15 protein-coding genes and 1 riboswitch are annotated in these 17,376 nt (G+C 36.6%); of the genes, 12 read left to right on the forward strand and 3 right to left on the reverse strand.

Going from position 1 to position 17,376, the window contains the following annotated elements; all coding sequences use genetic code 11:
• The 3 genes from G6O73_RS11270 to G6O73_RS11280 form a co-directional block, all read right to left on the reverse strand.
• On the reverse strand, nucleotides 1–456 hold the full coding sequence (locus tag G6O73_RS11270; RefSeq protein ID WP_057885194.1) for a MarR family winged helix-turn-helix transcriptional regulator: 456 nt from the start codon (nucleotides 454–456) through the stop codon (nucleotides 1–3).
• A 108-nt stretch (nucleotides 457–564) separates the two neighbouring features.
• Nucleotides 565–1,074 carry a hypothetical protein gene (locus tag G6O73_RS11275; protein WP_057885195.1) on the reverse strand — a complete coding sequence of 170 codons (510 nt, stop codon included), beginning with the start codon at nucleotides 1,072–1,074 and terminating at the stop codon, nucleotides 565–567.
• Nucleotides 1,040–2,254 (reverse strand): AraC family transcriptional regulator, encoded by a 1,215-nt coding sequence (locus G6O73_RS11280; RefSeq protein WP_057885196.1) that lies wholly within the window; start codon nucleotides 2,252–2,254, stop codon nucleotides 1,040–1,042. Before G6O73_RS11280 ends, G6O73_RS11275 begins: the two co-directional genes overlap by 35 nt.
• Before the next feature lie 116 nt (nucleotides 2,255–2,370).
• Between G6O73_RS11280 and G6O73_RS11285 the strand changes: the two genes are divergently transcribed.
• The 12 genes from G6O73_RS11285 (at nucleotide 2,371) to G6O73_RS11340 (ending at nucleotide 17,329) form a co-directional block, all read left to right on the forward strand.
• Nucleotides 2,371–3,348 carry an NAD-dependent epimerase/dehydratase family protein gene (locus G6O73_RS11285; protein WP_057885197.1) on the forward strand — a complete coding sequence of 326 codons (978 nt, stop codon included), beginning with the start codon at nucleotides 2,371–2,373 and terminating at the stop codon, nucleotides 3,346–3,348.
• Between the two features lie 442 nt (nucleotides 3,349–3,790).
• On the forward strand, nucleotides 3,791–4,480 hold the full coding sequence (gene croR, locus G6O73_RS11290; protein ID WP_057885198.1) for a response regulator transcription factor CroR: 690 nt from the start codon (nucleotides 3,791–3,793) through the stop codon (nucleotides 4,478–4,480).
• Between the two features lie 19 nt (nucleotides 4,481–4,499).
• Nucleotides 4,500–5,666 (forward strand): sensor histidine kinase, encoded by a 1,167-nt coding sequence (locus G6O73_RS11295; protein WP_057885199.1) that lies wholly within the window; start codon nucleotides 4,500–4,502, stop codon nucleotides 5,664–5,666.
• A gap of 71 nt (nucleotides 5,667–5,737) precedes the next feature.
• The gene (locus tag G6O73_RS11300; RefSeq protein ID WP_057885200.1) at nucleotides 5,738–7,081 is read left to right on the forward strand and encodes a serine hydrolase; all 1,344 of its coding nucleotides are present in this window, start codon (nucleotides 5,738–5,740) and stop codon (nucleotides 7,079–7,081) included.
• A gap of 188 nt (nucleotides 7,082–7,269) precedes the next feature.
• The gene (locus tag G6O73_RS11305; protein ID WP_057885201.1) at nucleotides 7,270–7,767 is read left to right on the forward strand and encodes a DoxX family membrane protein; all 498 of its coding nucleotides are present in this window, start codon (nucleotides 7,270–7,272) and stop codon (nucleotides 7,765–7,767) included.
• A 274-nt stretch (nucleotides 7,768–8,041) separates the two neighbouring features.
• Nucleotides 8,042–8,665, forward strand: a complete 624-nt coding sequence (locus tag G6O73_RS11310; RefSeq protein ID WP_057885202.1) for a TetR/AcrR family transcriptional regulator — start codon at nucleotides 8,042–8,044, stop codon at nucleotides 8,663–8,665.
• A 114-nt stretch (nucleotides 8,666–8,779) separates the two neighbouring features.
• Nucleotides 8,780–11,734, forward strand: a complete 2,955-nt coding sequence (locus tag G6O73_RS11315) for a YhgE/Pip domain-containing protein (RefSeq protein ID WP_057885367.1) — start codon at nucleotides 8,780–8,782, stop codon at nucleotides 11,732–11,734.
• 81 nt (nucleotides 11,735–11,815) lie between these two features.
• Nucleotides 11,816–11,876: riboswitch (Fluoride riboswitch) on the forward strand.
• 68 nt (nucleotides 11,877–11,944) lie between these two features.
• Nucleotides 11,945–12,790, forward strand: coding sequence for a metallophosphoesterase family protein (locus tag G6O73_RS11320; protein WP_057885203.1), 846 nt, complete (start codon nucleotides 11,945–11,947; stop codon nucleotides 12,788–12,790).
• A gap of 75 nt (nucleotides 12,791–12,865) precedes the next feature.
• The gene (locus tag G6O73_RS11325; RefSeq protein WP_057885204.1) at nucleotides 12,866–14,398 is read left to right on the forward strand and encodes a MutS-related protein; all 1,533 of its coding nucleotides are present in this window, start codon (nucleotides 12,866–12,868) and stop codon (nucleotides 14,396–14,398) included.
• A complete protein-coding gene (locus tag G6O73_RS11330) occupies nucleotides 14,395–15,888 on the forward strand; it encodes a MutS-related protein (protein ID WP_057885205.1) in 1,494 nt (497 codons plus the stop codon). Before G6O73_RS11325 ends, G6O73_RS11330 begins: the two co-directional genes overlap by 4 nt.
• Before the next feature lie 247 nt (nucleotides 15,889–16,135).
• On the forward strand, nucleotides 16,136–16,642 hold the full coding sequence (locus G6O73_RS11335; protein WP_057885206.1) for a methylated-DNA--[protein]-cysteine S-methyltransferase: 507 nt from the start codon (nucleotides 16,136–16,138) through the stop codon (nucleotides 16,640–16,642).
• Between the two features lie 30 nt (nucleotides 16,643–16,672).
• Complete coding sequence (locus tag G6O73_RS11340; protein WP_057885207.1) at nucleotides 16,673–17,329, forward strand: endonuclease III domain-containing protein; 657 nt, start codon at nucleotides 16,673–16,675, stop codon at nucleotides 17,327–17,329.
• Nucleotides 17,330–17,376: the final 47 nt, after the last annotated feature.

A 17,376-nucleotide genomic window follows, 5' to 3' on the forward strand; every position in this document is an offset into this window, starting at 1 on the left:
TTACTCCTTATTTGAATTGATGTTTTTGAGATTTTGTTTTAGTTGTTGAATTAATTGAAAAAGTTCTGTTAAGCGGTTATTCGTCAACCCATTTGTCAGTCGTTTTTCAACCGCACTGATTGATTGGTTGACGACAGCTGCCTTTTGCAAACTAGTGGTTGTTAATAAAACTTGTTTTCGTCGATGATCTTTAGCCGATTGTTTCAACCGGATTAAATCATTTTTTTGCATTCGGGCTAAAAGTTCGCTGATGGTTGATTTTCCAAAGCCCAGAGCTTGTTGGAGATCAGATTGGAATATTTCTTTTGTTTGATGATCATACAGATAACTTAGCACCCATTGCTGAGTTTCTGGAATATTACTTAATTCTGCTGCTGTAATTTGTTGACGGGCAACACGGTTTAGTTGATTGGTTAATTGTTTGATTTGAAATCCGATAGTTTGCTGGATGTCCATAGCTAAAAAATCCTCCCAATTAGTTCGTATACGAACTATTCTAGGAGGGCGAAAAAGCAAAGTCAAATATTATTTTTAAGATAGCAACGATTATCATTTTTTAGACACTCAAAGATTGTTAGCCTGCCAGTTTTTGAATAGTGGTTGGCAGGCGTAGATCAAGAAAGGGAGCAAAATAGTACTGCTGGCTTGCGATTCTAATTTTAAATAATTAGTCAAATTGGCTAACAGAGATTGTTGTGTCGGTTTAAATGAGATGATTTCAGGAAATTGATCTCGTAATTGCAGCAAAGAAAAAAATTTATGCTGTTGCTGAGCAGGTAAGATTAAATCAGTAAGCGAAAATTGAAATTGGTAGAATTTAAATTTTCCAATAGGTTGCAAGCGGAAACTTCGCTGTGGCAAAATAATTGCTAGTTGAAATTGACAGATATCGGCAAAATGCTGGTTAATTTGCAGCTTTGCGCGTCCCTGAGTAACATAAATAAAAATTAATTGATCTGACAGTTGGACAGCGGGGGTTGTTTTAAGTATTTGTTCAACAAAAAATTCTTTTGTTGGGACATCATCAGTTAAGTCATAATCACTGCGGGTGTATGGATAGTTTGGCTGTTGCATAGCTAGCACCTCTTTTTTGAATTGCTTTTTTTTGAGTCAAACTGGGGGTACACTGGAATTTTTTTTGGTAGTTTCGGGTAAAGGTATTTAAATCTTGAAAACCAGATTTAAGGCAGATTTGGTTTACTGTTAAATCTGAGTTAATTAAATAATTTTGAGCTAAATTCAAGCTAAGATCAGTTATCAAGCTCTTAAAAGTACAGTTAAAGTCTTTTTTTACTAATTGTTGAATTTTGGTTGGGGCAGTTTTTAAATCAGTGGCTGTTTGAGCTAAATTTAAATTCTCTGAATAATGTTCTAATAGATAGCCGATAATTTTTACTCCATCTAAGGAAACTAATTGATTTTGTAAATTAATTAAATACTGGCGATAGGATTGTGGGGTTTGTTGGTACTGTAAACGAAATTGTTTATAAAAATTGGCCTCAGATTGAAATCCGCAAATTCTCCCAATCGCATTAAGCGATAAATCGTCAAAAATCATCAGTGCAGCAGCATTCCGAATGCGAACTTGATTCAATTGTTGTTTTGGTGTCTGATTGGTTAATTGTTGGATATTTTGCGCAAAATCAGCAGTTGAAATTTGCAGTTTATCGGCGAGTTTTCGAATTGAGAGCTTTTCTTGATGATATATTTGTAAAAGCTGAAGACTTGATCCGGCATTAGATTTAAGTTGAACTTTTCTGGCTTGCGGAATAGCTGTTGTATAAATTGTGCTTAAAAATGCAATCAGTGAAAGATTGAGTTGAGTTAAGCTTGATTTGGTACTTTGATTTTCTGTAACAATCCATCGACAATAATTAGTGATAACCTGTAAATCAGTATCGTTGACCTTAACTATAGGAAAGAATTTTTGGAATTTTTGCATAATTGAATTATAAGCTTGTTTATTTTGAGAGAGTAGGAGAGCCAATCCTAGTGAAAAGCGAATTTCAATTAATTCCAAATGTTGGTGGGAAGTTAGTTGAAAATATCGAATATGATAGGGCTGCAATAAACAAAAATCACCTGCAGCTAGTAACAATTCAGAACCATTAAGGTTTAAAGATGCTTTTCCTTGAACTACAACCAAAAATGCCAATTCATTGGTATAATGTTTCATTCCAGTAGAAAAAAGCGTTCGATAACTAATTTCTAATTCTAATGGGGCTAGCCCAGCTGAAAAATATCTAGTTCGCAATATTAGTCCTCTTTCCAAAAAAAGTGAGTACTTATTATATTTTTGATGATTAGTTACCCTTGAAATTTAGTATACTATATGTGAACTAAAACACAATCGTAAAGGAGCGGATTGAAATGTCAAAGGTATTTGTTTTAGGTGGAACGGGATTTTTAGGTTACTATACGGTCAAAGAATTGCTACGTCGCAACTACCAAGTTAAAACAATGGCACTGCCGCCACTACCTGCCGAGGATCTTTTACCAGCAGAAGTTGATTGCTCATTAGGAAACATATTTAAAATGAAGGATGAAGAAATTATCAAGTTGTTAGATGATTGTGATGGTGTAATATATGCCGCGGGAGCTGATGAGCGAACGACACCCAAGAAGCCTGCAATGAAGTTTTTCTACGAAGCTAATGTTTTACCCACCCAACGACTAGCCCGGTTGGCGAAAAAAGCTGGAGTTAAACATTTTGTGATTTTTAACTCCTATTTTGCAGAGTTTGCGAAACGTTTACCGCAATATCACCTTGAGGAGCAAGCCTATCCTAATATGCGGTTATTGCAAGAGCAAGTAGCTTTTGCTGAAGGTGACGGGGGGATGACGGTCTGCTCGCTACGTTTGCCGTATATTTTTGGAACTATGCCAGGTAGAATGCCACTTTGGACCAGTTTTGTTGATCCTGCTCGGGGTCAAGCTGTTTATCCGGCACCTAAAGGCGGGACAGCTATGGTAACAGTTGAACAGGTAGCTGAAGCAGCTGTGGGTGCATTGGAAAAAGGTCAACATCGACAAACTTTTGCTATTTGTGCTAAAAATATGAAGTTTAAAGAGTTTTATGAATTAATTGTTGAAGCACTTGGCCAGCAAAAAACAACGCAAGTACCGTTAAGTAATTACACTGATCTGCAACCAATTTTTGAAAACATGGACCAACAAGCCGATGAAGCTGGATTGGAGCATGGGATTCATTTGGCAGTCAGCATGAAGTTACAAACAGAAGATTTATATCTTAATCCGCAAGCTACCATGCCAGTATTAGGCATTAAAGATCATGATGTTGTGGCAGCTATTCGTCAAACATTAAAAAAGTGTGTAGCTGGAAAATGATTTTAGTTTTGAGTTAATCCATTAGCTTAACGCGAAGTAATTCAAAGATTCTTTTATAATTTTGCAGGAGAAGTAAGCTAAAGGTCAGATATAGCGGACTTTTGACCATAATTTTGAGATCTCTTTGAGTCAAAGAAATTCACATTGACCCAAAGGGATTTTTTTGCTGTCATAATTTGGGCAAAATAGCAGTTTGCAACGAATAAATTGAGTAATTATGTCAATTTGAGAGTACAATAGATTATTAATTTAAAAATTATTAAATTAATTCCATCGAAATACTTGATTTTAACCAATTCTTTAGATACGATAACGGTGTAGTTTGTTACAATATTGTTATAAAGTGCAATGAGTTAGAAAGATATGATGCACGGTGCTTGGTGAATAATAACGAAGCATGGAGAAAGTTGAGTTAGACAATATTCAATTAAGGAGTAAACTTATGAAAATTTTAGTAGTCGATGATGACAAAGATATTGTAGAATTGCTCAGTATTTACATTAAAAATGAAGGCTATGAAGTTGAGAAAGCTTATAACGGCAAAGAAGCAATAACTAAGTTAAATACGCATCCAGATATTTCATTAATGATTTTGGATATTATGATGCCACAAATGGATGGCATTGAGGTCTTGAAGGAAGTCCGCAAAGATTCACAAATTCCAGTTTTAATGCTGTCAGCTAAAACTGGTGACCTTGACAAGATTCAAGGCTTAATTCAAGGAGCTGATGATTATGTTACGAAACCATTCAACCCGTTAGAAGTTATGGCGCGAGTAAAGTCACTATTGCGTCGTTCGCAGCATAATGTTACTAATGATGTTCCAGATACCTTAACAGTTGGGCCACTGATTATCAATAAAGATTCCCATGAAGTCAAAACCACAGATGGCAAGTCGATTCAATTAACGGCACTGGAATTTGGAATCCTCTATCTTTTATCCAGCCACCCGAACCGCGTCTTTTCAGCAGATGAAATTTTTGAACGTGTATGGCAGCAAGAATCGGTTGTTTCTGCTAAAACGGTGATGGTGCATGTTAGTCATTTGCGTGACAAAATTGAAGCGGCCACCAATGGTGAAAAAGTCATTCAGACAGTATGGGGTGTTGGCTATAAGGTAGAAGTCCGTTAATTATGGAGATGATAGCTAAGTGAAATTAACTGCACGCGAAAAAAGCGAGCTATTCGGTGAAGGCGTGGTCACGGTTATTTTATTGCTGCTCCTTAATTTGTCTGTCTATGTTTTGCTGGATCAAATGATTGAATCCAATCCACAGCTGGCAAATGGAATTTTCCAAATAAAAATGTCTTTATCATTCGGTCCAAATCATATTCGTTTTTGGAGTTGGGGTTGGTTATTTGTTTGTATTATGGTCATTTTAGATGTTTTTGTAGTTTATTGGCGGTTAATGCGGCGGTATCGGCAAATGCAATTGCAACATGTAATTGCGGAACTGCATTATATTGCTAATGGGCATCTTAATCATCGAATTCCTTTTCAGTTACCAGGTGAAATGCAGCGAGTCGTAACCAGTATTAATGCTTTAGTTGACAGTGCATTAAATGCTATGAAAGAAGAACGTCAGATTGAACATTCAAAAGATGAATTGATTACGAATGTTAGTCACGATATCCGGACGCCATTAACTTCAATTATTGGTTATTTAGGACTGATTGAGGATCAGCAGTATCACTCGCAAGAAGAATTGCTCAAGTACACTCATACAGCTTTTGTCAAAGCACGACAAATGAAAACTTTAGCAGATGATTTATTTGAATATACTAAGGTGCGACAATCAACCACGCCATTGAATTTGTCAACGATTGATTTAAAACAATTACTGGAACAATTGGCTGTTTCATTTGAATTGGAATCGCAGAAAAAACAAATGGTAATTTCAACTGATTTTGAAACCGGTCCAATTAAGATGGAGGCTGATTCACAAAAGCTAGTTCGCGTTTTCAACAATTTAATTACCAATGCTTTTAAATATGGGACTGGCGGTGGTCAGTTAATATTAAAGGCTCATCATGTATCAGAGACAATGATTGAAGTCGTGGTCGCAAATGATGGTCAACCAATCCCAAAAGAATCACTGAAAAAATTGTTTGATCGTTTTTATCGCGTTGAGAGTTCACGCTCAAAAGAAACCGGTGGCAGCGGTTTGGGGTTAGCAATTGCGCAAAGTATTGTTGAACTCCATCATGGTAAAATTCGTGCTGAATCAAATGAAAATTGGACCCAATTTATTATTGAATTACCAATTAGGCAAGAAAATAAAACTACAGCAAAAAAAATGGTGGGAAAGGCAGATTAGCCGTTGTCAGGCTAATCTTTTTTCGCTATGCTAGAGTAGATTGTTTAAATGAAGTGAAAGGATCGAAAAAAATGTTATTTAGTAAGGCAAAAAAATTTTTGATTGGTTTGGTAACAGCAACGACAGCGTTTGCTGCCTTGGCAACAACTGGAGCAGCAACAACTCAAGCTCAAGCAGCTACAGTTAGTGATACACCGGCATCCGGATTGAGTTTAGATGTTAAAGCTGCAATTGCAGTCGATGCCAACACTGGACAGATTATTTATAGTAAGAATGCTTCACAGCCCTTGGCAATTGCTTCAATGTCAAAGCTGATTTCAATTTATTTAGTTTTACAAGCAATTAAACAAGGAAAATTATCCTGGAATGAGAAGATTCCGGTTGATGAGGCATCATATAAAGTTAGTCAAAACACTTCATTATCAAATGTTCCTTTGCTTAAGGGTCATAAATACACGGTTAAGCAATTGTATCAAGCTAGTTTAATTTATTCAGCTAATGGGGCGGTTATGACCTTAGCTAATGCTGTTGCTGGTTCGCAAAAGGCTTTTGTTGATCAGATGCGAGTACAACTGAAAAAATGGGGCATTAATGATGGCGAGATCTATACGACCGCGGGGTTACCAAATAGCGATGTTGGCAGTGCTAAATATCCTGGAGCAGCTAACAATGCAGAAAACAAACTTTCAGCAGTTGATATGGCGACCGTTGCCCGTAATTTATTAAAAGCTTATCCAGAGGTTTTGCAAACTACCAGCATTGCCCGGATGAAATTCAACAACGGGACAACAGAAACTCAAATGGAAAACTGGAACTGGATGTTAAAAGGCTTGGCTAAGTCATATACTGAGTTGCCAGTTGATGGGTTAAAGACCGGGACTTCTGATTCAGCGGGTGCTGACTTTACTGGGACAGTCCATAAAGATGGCCATCGGATTATTACGGTTGTTTTAGGTGCACAGCATAAGAATGATCAAGACGCTTCACGTTTTGTCCAAACACAAAAATTGATGTCTTATGTTTATGATAATTTCACTTATACTAAAATTAATAAAGGCAAGAGTTCAAAAGGGGCTAATTCCTTACCGGTCTATCATGGTAAACAATTAACAGCCCAAGTGGTAACTGGTGAAAATAGTAACATTTGGATTAAACGTGGCTTAACTACCAGCAATTTACAAGTTAAACTAACTGGTAATAAGAAACTTTATAAAAATGGCGGTCTAGAAGCACCAATTGCTAAAAACAAACAAGTTGGTAACTTGGCTTTGACAATTAAAGGTCAAAAATTACAATTCTTGAATGGTGATACTAGTTTGAACTTAACAGCTACCAACCCACAAGCAATTCAAAAAGCTAATATCTTCGTTATCATGGGACGAGCAATTAAGAACTTCTTTACTAATCTTTTCTAGAATAAAATTGTTATCTTATCGGAATTGAGCGGGAACAATAACCTTGGGAAAAGGCAATTGTTCCCGCTTTTTTAGTATCAGTTATTTTTATAACAAAAAGTAAGTGAAAGCAGTTGACACACGTAATCTATGCGGTAAAATTAAATTGTGAAATAATTCATAATCTTATTCAATGGGAAGTGTTGGTTATGGTAAAGTGGTTACGTAAGTCGAAGAGTGCGATGGTAATTTTGACAATTGTCCGTATTTGGTTGGGATATATGTGGACAATGGATGGTTTCGAGAAAGTCTCTGCTGGTTTTAGTGCTAAGGGTTTTGTTGGCATGGCAATTAAGAGCCCAGTTTTGACACCTGAAAAAACGCAAGCATTTGGCTGGTATACAAGCTTTTTGAAAGAATTTGTTATGCCACATATCTCCTTGTTCAGTACCATGGTTGCATGGGGAGAATTGTTTGTTGGCTTAGGTTTAATTTTTGGAACTTTGACAACAGCAGCAGCCTTTTTCGGAATGATGATGAACTTTTGTTATTTAATGGCAGGAACTGTTTCGGTTAATCCAATGTATATCTTCTGGGAAATTTTCATTTTGGTTGCAGGATTCAATGCCGGAAAGATTGGATTGGATCGCTGGATCATTCCATTTTTACGGGAAAAGGTACCGTTTTTGAAAAAATCAGTTGAATGAATTAGTAGCGATTGATTATTGCAATTTTTTTAAAAATTTTATTTGGAGACTAACTCAGATTTGAGTTGGTTTCTTTTTTTTCCAAGAAACTGAGATTTTAGTGTTTACTTTTCGGCTTAAAGTGGTACTATATATTTGTTTCAGTACCATGGATATTAATTATCGACATTAGTTGAGCGCAAAATAGTTAAAATAACCATACAAGGAGGCGAAGCAACAGCTTGAGTAATGCGAGCTGTGAGCTCATCATCAAAAAAAATCAGCAGGAATCAAGTTGGTTTTTATAGATGGGGTAGGAATGGCGATGAAAATAAGTGATCAAGAAATGTATACGGCAATTATTAAATTAATTGAACAGCAGGGTTTAAAATTTACGATGGCTGATTTAGCACGTAAACTGCATACGAGCAAGCGAACGATTTATCAACGATTTTCCAGCAAGGAACAACTAATTTCAGCGATGATTGATTTTTTATTTAAAGATTTGACTATTCGGGGAGATAAGTTGAGAAGTGAGCTTCATTTATCAGCCTATGAAAAAATTAAACGTTACGTTGATCAATTTCCGACACTTTACCCGATTGGCTGTATTTTACAGTATTCATCTGAAATTGCTCAGCGATATCCACAGCAATGGCACAAATTTCAAGGTGAAGTTGATCAAATCAGTCAAACTTTTTATCGAATCTTGATTAATGACCCGCAAACGCGAGAACTAAGCAAGACAGAAAAGCAAATGTTGTTGTTGATGCTCCAAAAAACAACACGAAGTTTACTAAATGGACGTTTTTTGATGCAGCAGCAGTTGGACTTTTGGGAAGCAATTGATGCAATGCAGGAATTATTATTTCATGGAGTATTTGGTGGGAATCAACCAAAGATTTCGCAAGGTTTGTAAAAAATATGTTCTAATGATCACCGTTTGATTTTTCATGGATAATTAGTGTATATTATGGATTATTGATATAGATAATAAAAGAGATAATGAGAGGTTGAGGTGAGTAGCTTGAAAATGGTCAAAGAAGAATTCAAGCATATGGGAGAGCATAAATTGTTAATTGCAACGATTTGTGCAATTATGATTATTCCATTCTTGTATTCGGTATTCTTCTTGAAATCAGTTTGGGATCCCTATGGTAACTCTGGTTCTTTACCAGTTGCAGTTGTCAATGAGGACCAAACGGTATCTTATAATGGGAAGAAAATGAAAGTCGGGGAAGACTTAGTTAAAAAGTTGAAAAAAAATGATGATTTAGATTGGCATTTTGTTTCAGCAAAACAAGCTAAGTACGGAATTAGTCACAAAAAGTATTATATGGTTGTAACAATTCCTAAGAATTTCTCTAAAAATGCAACAACTGTTTTGGACAAAACGCCCAAGAAAATGCAGTTGAAATACAAGACCAACGATTCACTGAACTACATTGGTAAAGTTATCAGTGAAGAGGGTGTTAAGCAGTTAAATGCTGAAGTCCGCAAGAGTGTATCAACAGCTTATGCCAAGACGATGTTTGCAACAATCAAAAAAGTTGGCAAGGGATTCAGTACGGCAGCTAAGGGTGCTGATAAATTAAAGACCGGTTCGAATACTTTAACTGATGGAATCAATACCTACACAGCTGGAGTAAAGAAGGTCAACGATGGCGTAATTGAGTTGCAGACTGGAGTGGTTCCGTTAAGTTCAGGTGTTTTGAAGTTAACAACTGGTGCAACGGCTTTAAGCAGCGGTGTTCAAGAATACACTGCTGGAGTAGATAAAGTTAATACCGGTACTCAGAAGCTGAATAGTAGTACAGGGACCTTGGCTACTGGTGTTGGTAAATTAGCTAGTGGATCGAATAGTTTAGCTAGTGGAGTTGGAACTTACACTAATGGGGTCAGCTCACTTTCAAGTGGCTTAAATCAGTTATCTGGTAAATCAAGTGAATTAAACAGTGGAATGCAACAACTTGTTAATCAAACGAGTCAATTACCATTAGCAGCATCTAGTCTGTATGTAACAAACACTTTGCTTAATGATAATATTCAAACAATTGCCAAAGATCTGTTGACCAAAGAAAATGATATTTCAAATCAAATATCTTCTACAAAAGACAAACTTGACACTTCAAATCAACAGATAAAATCTTTGCAAGATGAAATTACTTCTATGCAAAGTGATTTAGTTTTGTTAAATAAAACTATTTCATTATTGTCACAAAATAAATCTTTAATAGAATCACTTCCTGCAAAAATAAGTAGTTTAAAAGACTTGCAAAGTAGTTATCAAAAAACTTTGCAGTCAAATTTGAGTGGAATTGCTACTAATTCATCAACTTTAGGAAGTGTTTCAAAATCGTTAGAAACTACTAACCCTGAAGCTGCTAAACAAATAGCGGAAATTGCTCAACAAAATGTACAGTATGTTTCTTCTATAAGTAGTGCTTCTACAAATTTAAACAGTAAGTTAACCGATATTCAGAGTGGATTGGAACCTTTATTAGATTTGGTCAATAATTTGGATATAGAGAAACTTGAAACTGCGAATACAGATTTGACCAATTTAATGAACAACTCTCAAAAGATGTTGTCAGAAAGTTCAAGTATGACTTCTGAGTTTAGTCAACAATTAGAAGAGCTAAGCAATGAATTACAAAGTTCTGATAATAAGGAAAAATTAAATAATTTTGTTTCTCTTTCTAGCTCAGCACAGTATGCGGCTGCGCAATTTTATGCAAAGACATTTAATTTAACAGCAAGTTCATTGCCTGCAGTTAATGCAAATTCTCTAACGACAGAAAACAGTATTAAGCAAAGAATTAGTGAGTTAACATCAAACTCACCAACTACCTCTGCAATCAATCAATTAGTTTCAGGTGTCTCTGCGTATACTTCTGGTGCTGATAAAGCTGCAACTGGAGCAAACACATTGGCTGCCAATAATAGCGCATTGAACTCTGGTGCATCGCAACTTTCTAGTGGTCTAGGAACACTCAACAGCAATGTTCCAACGTTAGTTTCGGGTGTTAGTCAGTTAGCTTCTGGGACACAGACTTTGTCTAACAATAGTTCAACTTTGAATAGTGGAGCTTCACAATTAGCTAGCGGATTAACGACTTTGAATAATAAAGTTCCGACATTAACATCTGGAATTAACCAATTAGCATCAGGAACAAGTCAATTAGCGGCTAATTCTGATAAATTATCAACTGGTTCAGCTAAGTTAACAACTGGCAATAAAGCGTTAGCTAAAGCCTTGAATAAAGGTGCTAAGCAAGTTAATGCGGTTAAAACTTCGAATAAGACAGCTAATATGTTTGCCGCTCCATCTAATTTGAAGCACAGCAACTACAGTAAAGTACCTAACTATGGTTATGCTTTAGCTCCATATATGTTATCAGTTGCTTTATTTGTTGGTTCACTGGTCTTCAACTTAGTTTACCCAATTCGGCGGATGTCGTCAGATGGCACTGGAACAGAATGGTTCTTAAGCAAAGTTACTGTAGGTTTCTTAGTAGCAACGGGTAATGCACTGATTGAAACAATCTTTATGATGATTTTTGGATTGGTCCCGATGCATCTGCCATCAATGATTATTAACGCGTTATTCTTCTCATACTCGGCAATGTTCCTAATCATGTTTATGTCGATGCTTGGCAATAATCCAGGACGATTCCTAGCAATGATTTTGCTGGTTATCCAATTAGGTGCTTGTGGGGGATCATTCCCAATTCAAATTACCAATGGGATGAATGGTTTCTTCCAGGCAATTAACCCATTCTTGCCAATGACTTATTCAGTTCTTGGCTTCCGTCAAGCTTTGAACTCAGGCCTAGGGGAACATCAAGTTATAGTTTCAGTTGGAGTGCTGTCAGCCTTCATTATTGTCTGCCTCTTCTTATTGTGGTTGACGATGACAACCTTTGTTAAAAAGGGAATTGTAACTTATGAAGAAAACAAACCAGATAGCAACTATCCGGGAAACTAGGGAATAAGGCAAATGTAAAAGTATGGTAAAGAGCTAGTTTGAAAATTGACTTTTTGAGTTAGCAATGTGATACTTGACTCAGAAATAAAACGTGATGGTGTTCACGGATAACCATTGTAAAATTAATGACACCTATCTTCTTATCGAATAAGGAAGGTAGGTGTCATTTTTTGTCGTCAAAAGGATTTTTAGGCAATGGAGATGAAAATTTTGAGTAGAAGCTTGTGTTTGATTGCTGATGTTCATGGAAATGCATCAGCTTTGGAAGCTGTTTTAAAAGATGCTGCAAAGGCAGGTTGTACTGATTATCTATCAGTTGGAGATATTGTCAAGCGGGGGCCCCGACCACAGGAATGTGTTGATTTACTGAGACAAGTCAAAACAAAATCTTGGGTAATGGGTAATCATGAAAAAACGTACCATGACATGTTGGCTGATCATGATCCTCATACGCAAGGAGCCAAGAGAATCATGGAAATAATCTTAAATGCTTACGATTATTTTTATTTAAATGATTTAACTTATCAATGGCTAGCAAACTTACCGTATTTGCAAATTTGTCAATTTGAGGGCCTTAAAATTGCAATCATGCATGCTTTGCCCAATAAACCTTGGGGAAATGAAACCAATCCTCGGAGTGACCAAGAAAACTTTGATCAAATGCTGAAAAAGTCAGCGGCAGATTTGGCAGTCTATGGTCATACACATAAACAGTTAATGCGTTATTCTACTCAAGATCGGTTGGTAATTAATCCCGGTTCGGTAGGAATGCCAACAACGAGTGGAACATGGCAGCATAATAACTTAGCGCAATATACCATTTTAAGGTTAACGGGTGCTGATGTCTTAGAGATCGACTTTAGAAGAGTGGCTTATGATATTCAATCCGAAATTATGACTGCTTGTGAAAGAAATCTGCCATATGGAGATCTCTACTGTGATTTATTACGTACTGGTGAGTACACTTATTCAGTTGAACGGATTGAAGAATACAATCAGCGGTATCAATATGATTCAATTACAAATTTCAAGGAATATTTTGCTTGGAAAAAGTGATGGTGTTCACTTAAAAAAAGATGATGACACCTAGGCTAGAATTAGTCTGGGTGTCTTTTAATTGAGGTGAAAGAGATGGCTAATAGTATTTTATTTTTAAACCCGAACCAGCGACCGCAAACATTATTAAAAACAGAAGCTTTCTATAAGGATTTAAACTTGCTTTCTTTGTTTAAACAAATTCAGAAAAAAACTGGTTATCGACTGGAACCTTTCTGTTACCAGCCACTAAATAATGAAAAAGAAATTAGATATCGGCAGCAGACTTTTCGTGATTTGCAAGTAACAAAAAATTTTAAATTATTTGCTGATTTAGTTAATGAGATTAAGCAGATTAATTATAGTTTAGAAGGATTACAGCGAATAGAGCCCTTGGAATATCGGCAACAACAGTTGCTTTTATTATTGTCGCGACAAGAACAAGTGGTGAAAAGTTTTGTTCAACAAGCAGCCCAAGTTAAATTACTTTCACCCGGCCTACGACGGTTTTTAAGCGGACTGAAAGTTTACTTAGCTGCCGAGACAACGAAAGAGTTGCAGGGACGATTGGAACAATTGAATGCACAGCTAGCAAGTATTACTTATCGTTTGATTGTCAAAGGACGGTTAGTAAAAATTCAAAAAAATCCTGAAACGACACAATCGATGAGAGAAGTTTTTGAGAAGAATTTTCAAGGTTTATTTGAAACAACGAGAGACATTGATAAGGCAGTGAAGATAGATCCAGTGGAACATGAATTTGGATTAAATAATGTTCAGTCGCAGATTTTTAGATTATTACCGCAACTTTATCCGCAAGAGTTCAAACTGTTAGCAGATTTTTACCACCGCTATCTGCACTATGCGATTCCTGAGCTAAATCAAGTCTGCCGAGAACTTGAATTTTACTTGGCTTGGATAGCAGTTGAGAGCCAACTTAGTCAGCACCAAGTAAGCTTTTGTTTGCCACAAATTAAGCAAACGGGAGCGGAACAAGTTAAGGCTAGTTTTGACTTTGAACTAGCGGCAACAAGTTGTCATAAAGAGGAATTCAAGCTAGTAACGAATGATTATTATTTGCCAGAAAAGAAATCATTTTTAATTATTTCAGGGCCTAATCAAGGGGGAAAAACAACTTATGCGAGAATGGCGGGGATTAATTATTATTTGACAGCCTTGGGAATTGCCATTCCCGGAGAAAAGGCCAGCTTAAAATTACGTCCTAAGTTGCTAACGCATTTTGAACGAGAAGAAACAGCAGCTAAATTAACTGGATTATTGGCAGCTGATGTTGAACGGATTCATCAAATAATTACGGTAGCAGAACAACGAAGCTTTGTTATTTTGAATGAATTGTTTTCTTCAACAGCAGCTAAAGATGCGGCAGTCTTGGGGAAGAAGGTTTTAGCTTTGTTGCAAGCTAAAAAAGCTGCAGGAATATATGTGACCTTTTTGGAAGAACTTGGGCAACAGCCAGCAACAGTTACGTTGATGAGTCAGGTAAATCAAAAAGCAGAGCGGAGTTTTAAAATAATTCCGGCCCCGCTTGATAATCAGGTATATGCTGATTTGTTGCTTGAGAAATATAATTTGACAATTGCGGCAATTGAAAGGAGTTTGAAAAAATGAAAGTTCAATTAATCGACTTGACTGATTCATTTGCAGTGCCGTTTAAAATGACTTCGACACAACAGCTAACTTATCAAGACTTGGAATTAGAGCCGGTTCTTTCAACTATGGCTAAAAATGATGAGCAGATCCAACAAGCTGTTTTAACTGGCTGGTTTTTATCGGTTCTCGACGAATCGCAGCTTAGGTATCGGCAGGCGGCCATTCGGGATGCACTAAGAAATGCTGAGATTATTTCAGCATTGTACCAACTTAGTGAGACCACGATTCTACAAGTCATTGATGAGGGCTGGGGATTGTTAATCGGGTCAGCGTCATATCAAGTTTCTAGCAAAGCAAATTTAATTAAGGTTTTCCTACAAGCTATTAAACAAATTAAAGAACAGGCAGCTAATCGATGGGAATCAAAGGCTTTTAAGCAATTTTTTCAACGACTAGAGCAGACATTTTCTCCAGAAAAGTTAAATCAGATGAATCGAGTGATTTCCAGTCTGGAAGCTTATTCACCTAGTTATGCTTTTTCGACTAGTTTATTGGCTGGATTGCAAGGCAATATGGCAGAACTTGATTATTATGCAAAGCAAAATCGAGCTGCGGAAATTTTTCGGGATGTTCAGACACATTTGAGTAGTAAATTTGTTAGTTTTGTAGTTGGTGACCGCGACGATAATAGTTCGCAAGCATTGGGGCGGTATGAGAATCGAGCAATGTGGAGTTTAGCAACTGAGGTCAGCAATACCTTTTTTGAATTGCGACATTTTTTCAATGAATTACGGGCACAATTAGCATTTATGCAAGGCGTAATTAATTTGAAGCGGACGTTACCAGCAAAAACTCCGACAACATTTGCAGAATATTCAACTGAAATTAAAATAACAGATTTGCGCAATGTGGTTTTATTGCTTAATCATTCTGCTGAACAGGTGATTGGAAATAGTTTTATTAGTAATGAACGGCCTTTGTGGATTATCTCTGGAGCCAATCAGGGTGGCAAGACAACCACTTTACGCAGCTTAGGGCAGGCGCAACTGATGGGTCAAAGTGGAATGTTGGTTACTGCACAAAGCTTTAATTGTAAGCACTTTAGACAGGTGGTAACTCACTTTAAGCGTGAGGAAGATACTCAATTGAGTGCTGGAAAATTGGCTGAAGAATTGCAACGAATGCAGTTAATTATTGCTGATTTGCATCAACCAGCCATGGTTTTGATGAATGAGTCTTTCTCATCTACTAATGAACATGAAGGTTCAATTATTAGTTCTCAAATCATGGCTGGATTAGTCAATAGCGGGGTAACGTTAATTGCTGTAACCCATCAATATGAATTTTCCCAGATGATTGCCAACTATTCAAAGATTAAACCGCTTTATTTTCGAGCTGAGCGACGAACTGATGGCCAACGCAGCTTTAAAATTGTTCCAGGGCAGCCACGCGAAACGAGTTACGGAATTGACATTTTTAATCGTTTTTTTAGTTCACCAACAAGTTGAGTGAATGGGTAGGTGGTAATGATGAGAGGATCCATTAAAGTTTACAAGAAAAAGATTTTTAAATGGTATTTAGAATTTTTGATTATAAAAATGTTGTTGTTTTACTAAGCTAATAGCTTCTAAAGCTCAAGCTGAACTGAAATTAATCGAAGTCTGTTATACTTAACTTGCTGAAGCTAACGCAATTAATTGTTGTCGTTTTTTTAAAGCAGTTTCGAATAGTATTAAGATTAAGGAGAGCTAACCTATGCTATATCGCAAAAAATATAACTCGATTCTAGGTGAGATTACCTTATTGGGGGATGAAAGCTATCTCTATGGTGTCTGGTTTGAACGACAACAACATTTTGGTGCTGGATATAAAATGGACGAGATTAAGACAGGTGAGACCAAATCACTTCAACAAGGTACAAATTGGCTGGATCAATATTTTGCCGGTGAACAGCCATCGACTAATGATTTGCCATTAAAACCGGAAGTGACGGCTTTTCGGAGACGAGTTTTAGCAATTTTGCAGACAATTCCTTATGGTGAGCGAATTAGCTATAAAACAATTTCTGATCTACTTCAAACAGACAAAATTTCACCGCACAATTTATCACGAGCAGTTGGCGGAGCGGTGGGTCATAATCCAATTTCAATTATCATTCCCTGTCATCGTGTGATTGGCAGTAACGGAGCCTTAACTGGTTATGCCGGCGGGATTGAGCGGAAAGAGTTTCTGTTGCAATTAGAACGAAAAATCAAGTCGTAGAGGTAAATGATGTAGCTGGTGATACAGTAGATGGCAAAAGTAAATGTAAATAAATTATATAATCGATTGTTGGCAAAGATGGGTCCACAAGGTTGGTGGCCAGCTGACACTAAACCAGAGATTGTCGTAGGAGCTATCTTGGTGCAAAATACAAATTGGAAAAATGTTGAAAAATCGTTAACTAATTTACGAAAAGCGACTGCCTTCGATCCTACTGCAATTAGTCGATTAACACTTGAAAATTTAGAGCAATTAATTAAACCAAGTGGATTTTTTACTAGTAAAGCGCGAGCAATCCATGAAACTTGTCAATTTTTCAATGAGTTTCAATGGGATTATCCACTAATAGTTAAGCAGTATGGCAAGCAACTACGTAAACGATTGTTGGATATACCGGGAATTGGTCCTGAGAGTGCAGATGTATTTTTGGTATATGTCTTTGATTTGCCAGTATTTATTGCTGATAAGTATGCTCGGAGACTTTTTGGCTTTTTACTAGGGCAATCATATGCTAATTACCAAGCACTAAAAAATAGTGTTAGTTTACCAGCCAATTTTTCACGGCTTGAAGCCAAAGAGTTGCATGGTTTAATTGACGAGTTCGGTAAAACGTATCTGAAAAATGAAGCAACATTCCAAAAAAGTTTTTTAGCATGTCAAATAACTGAACTTGTCGATAATAATTGAATATAGCTAAAAAGGTAGCTCAATAAGCCAAAAAGTTTATTGAGCTA

Source organism: Liquorilactobacillus nagelii DSM 13675, from assembly GCF_019444005.1.
Classification (GTDB): Bacteria; Bacillota; Bacilli; order Lactobacillales; family Lactobacillaceae; genus Liquorilactobacillus; species Liquorilactobacillus nagelii.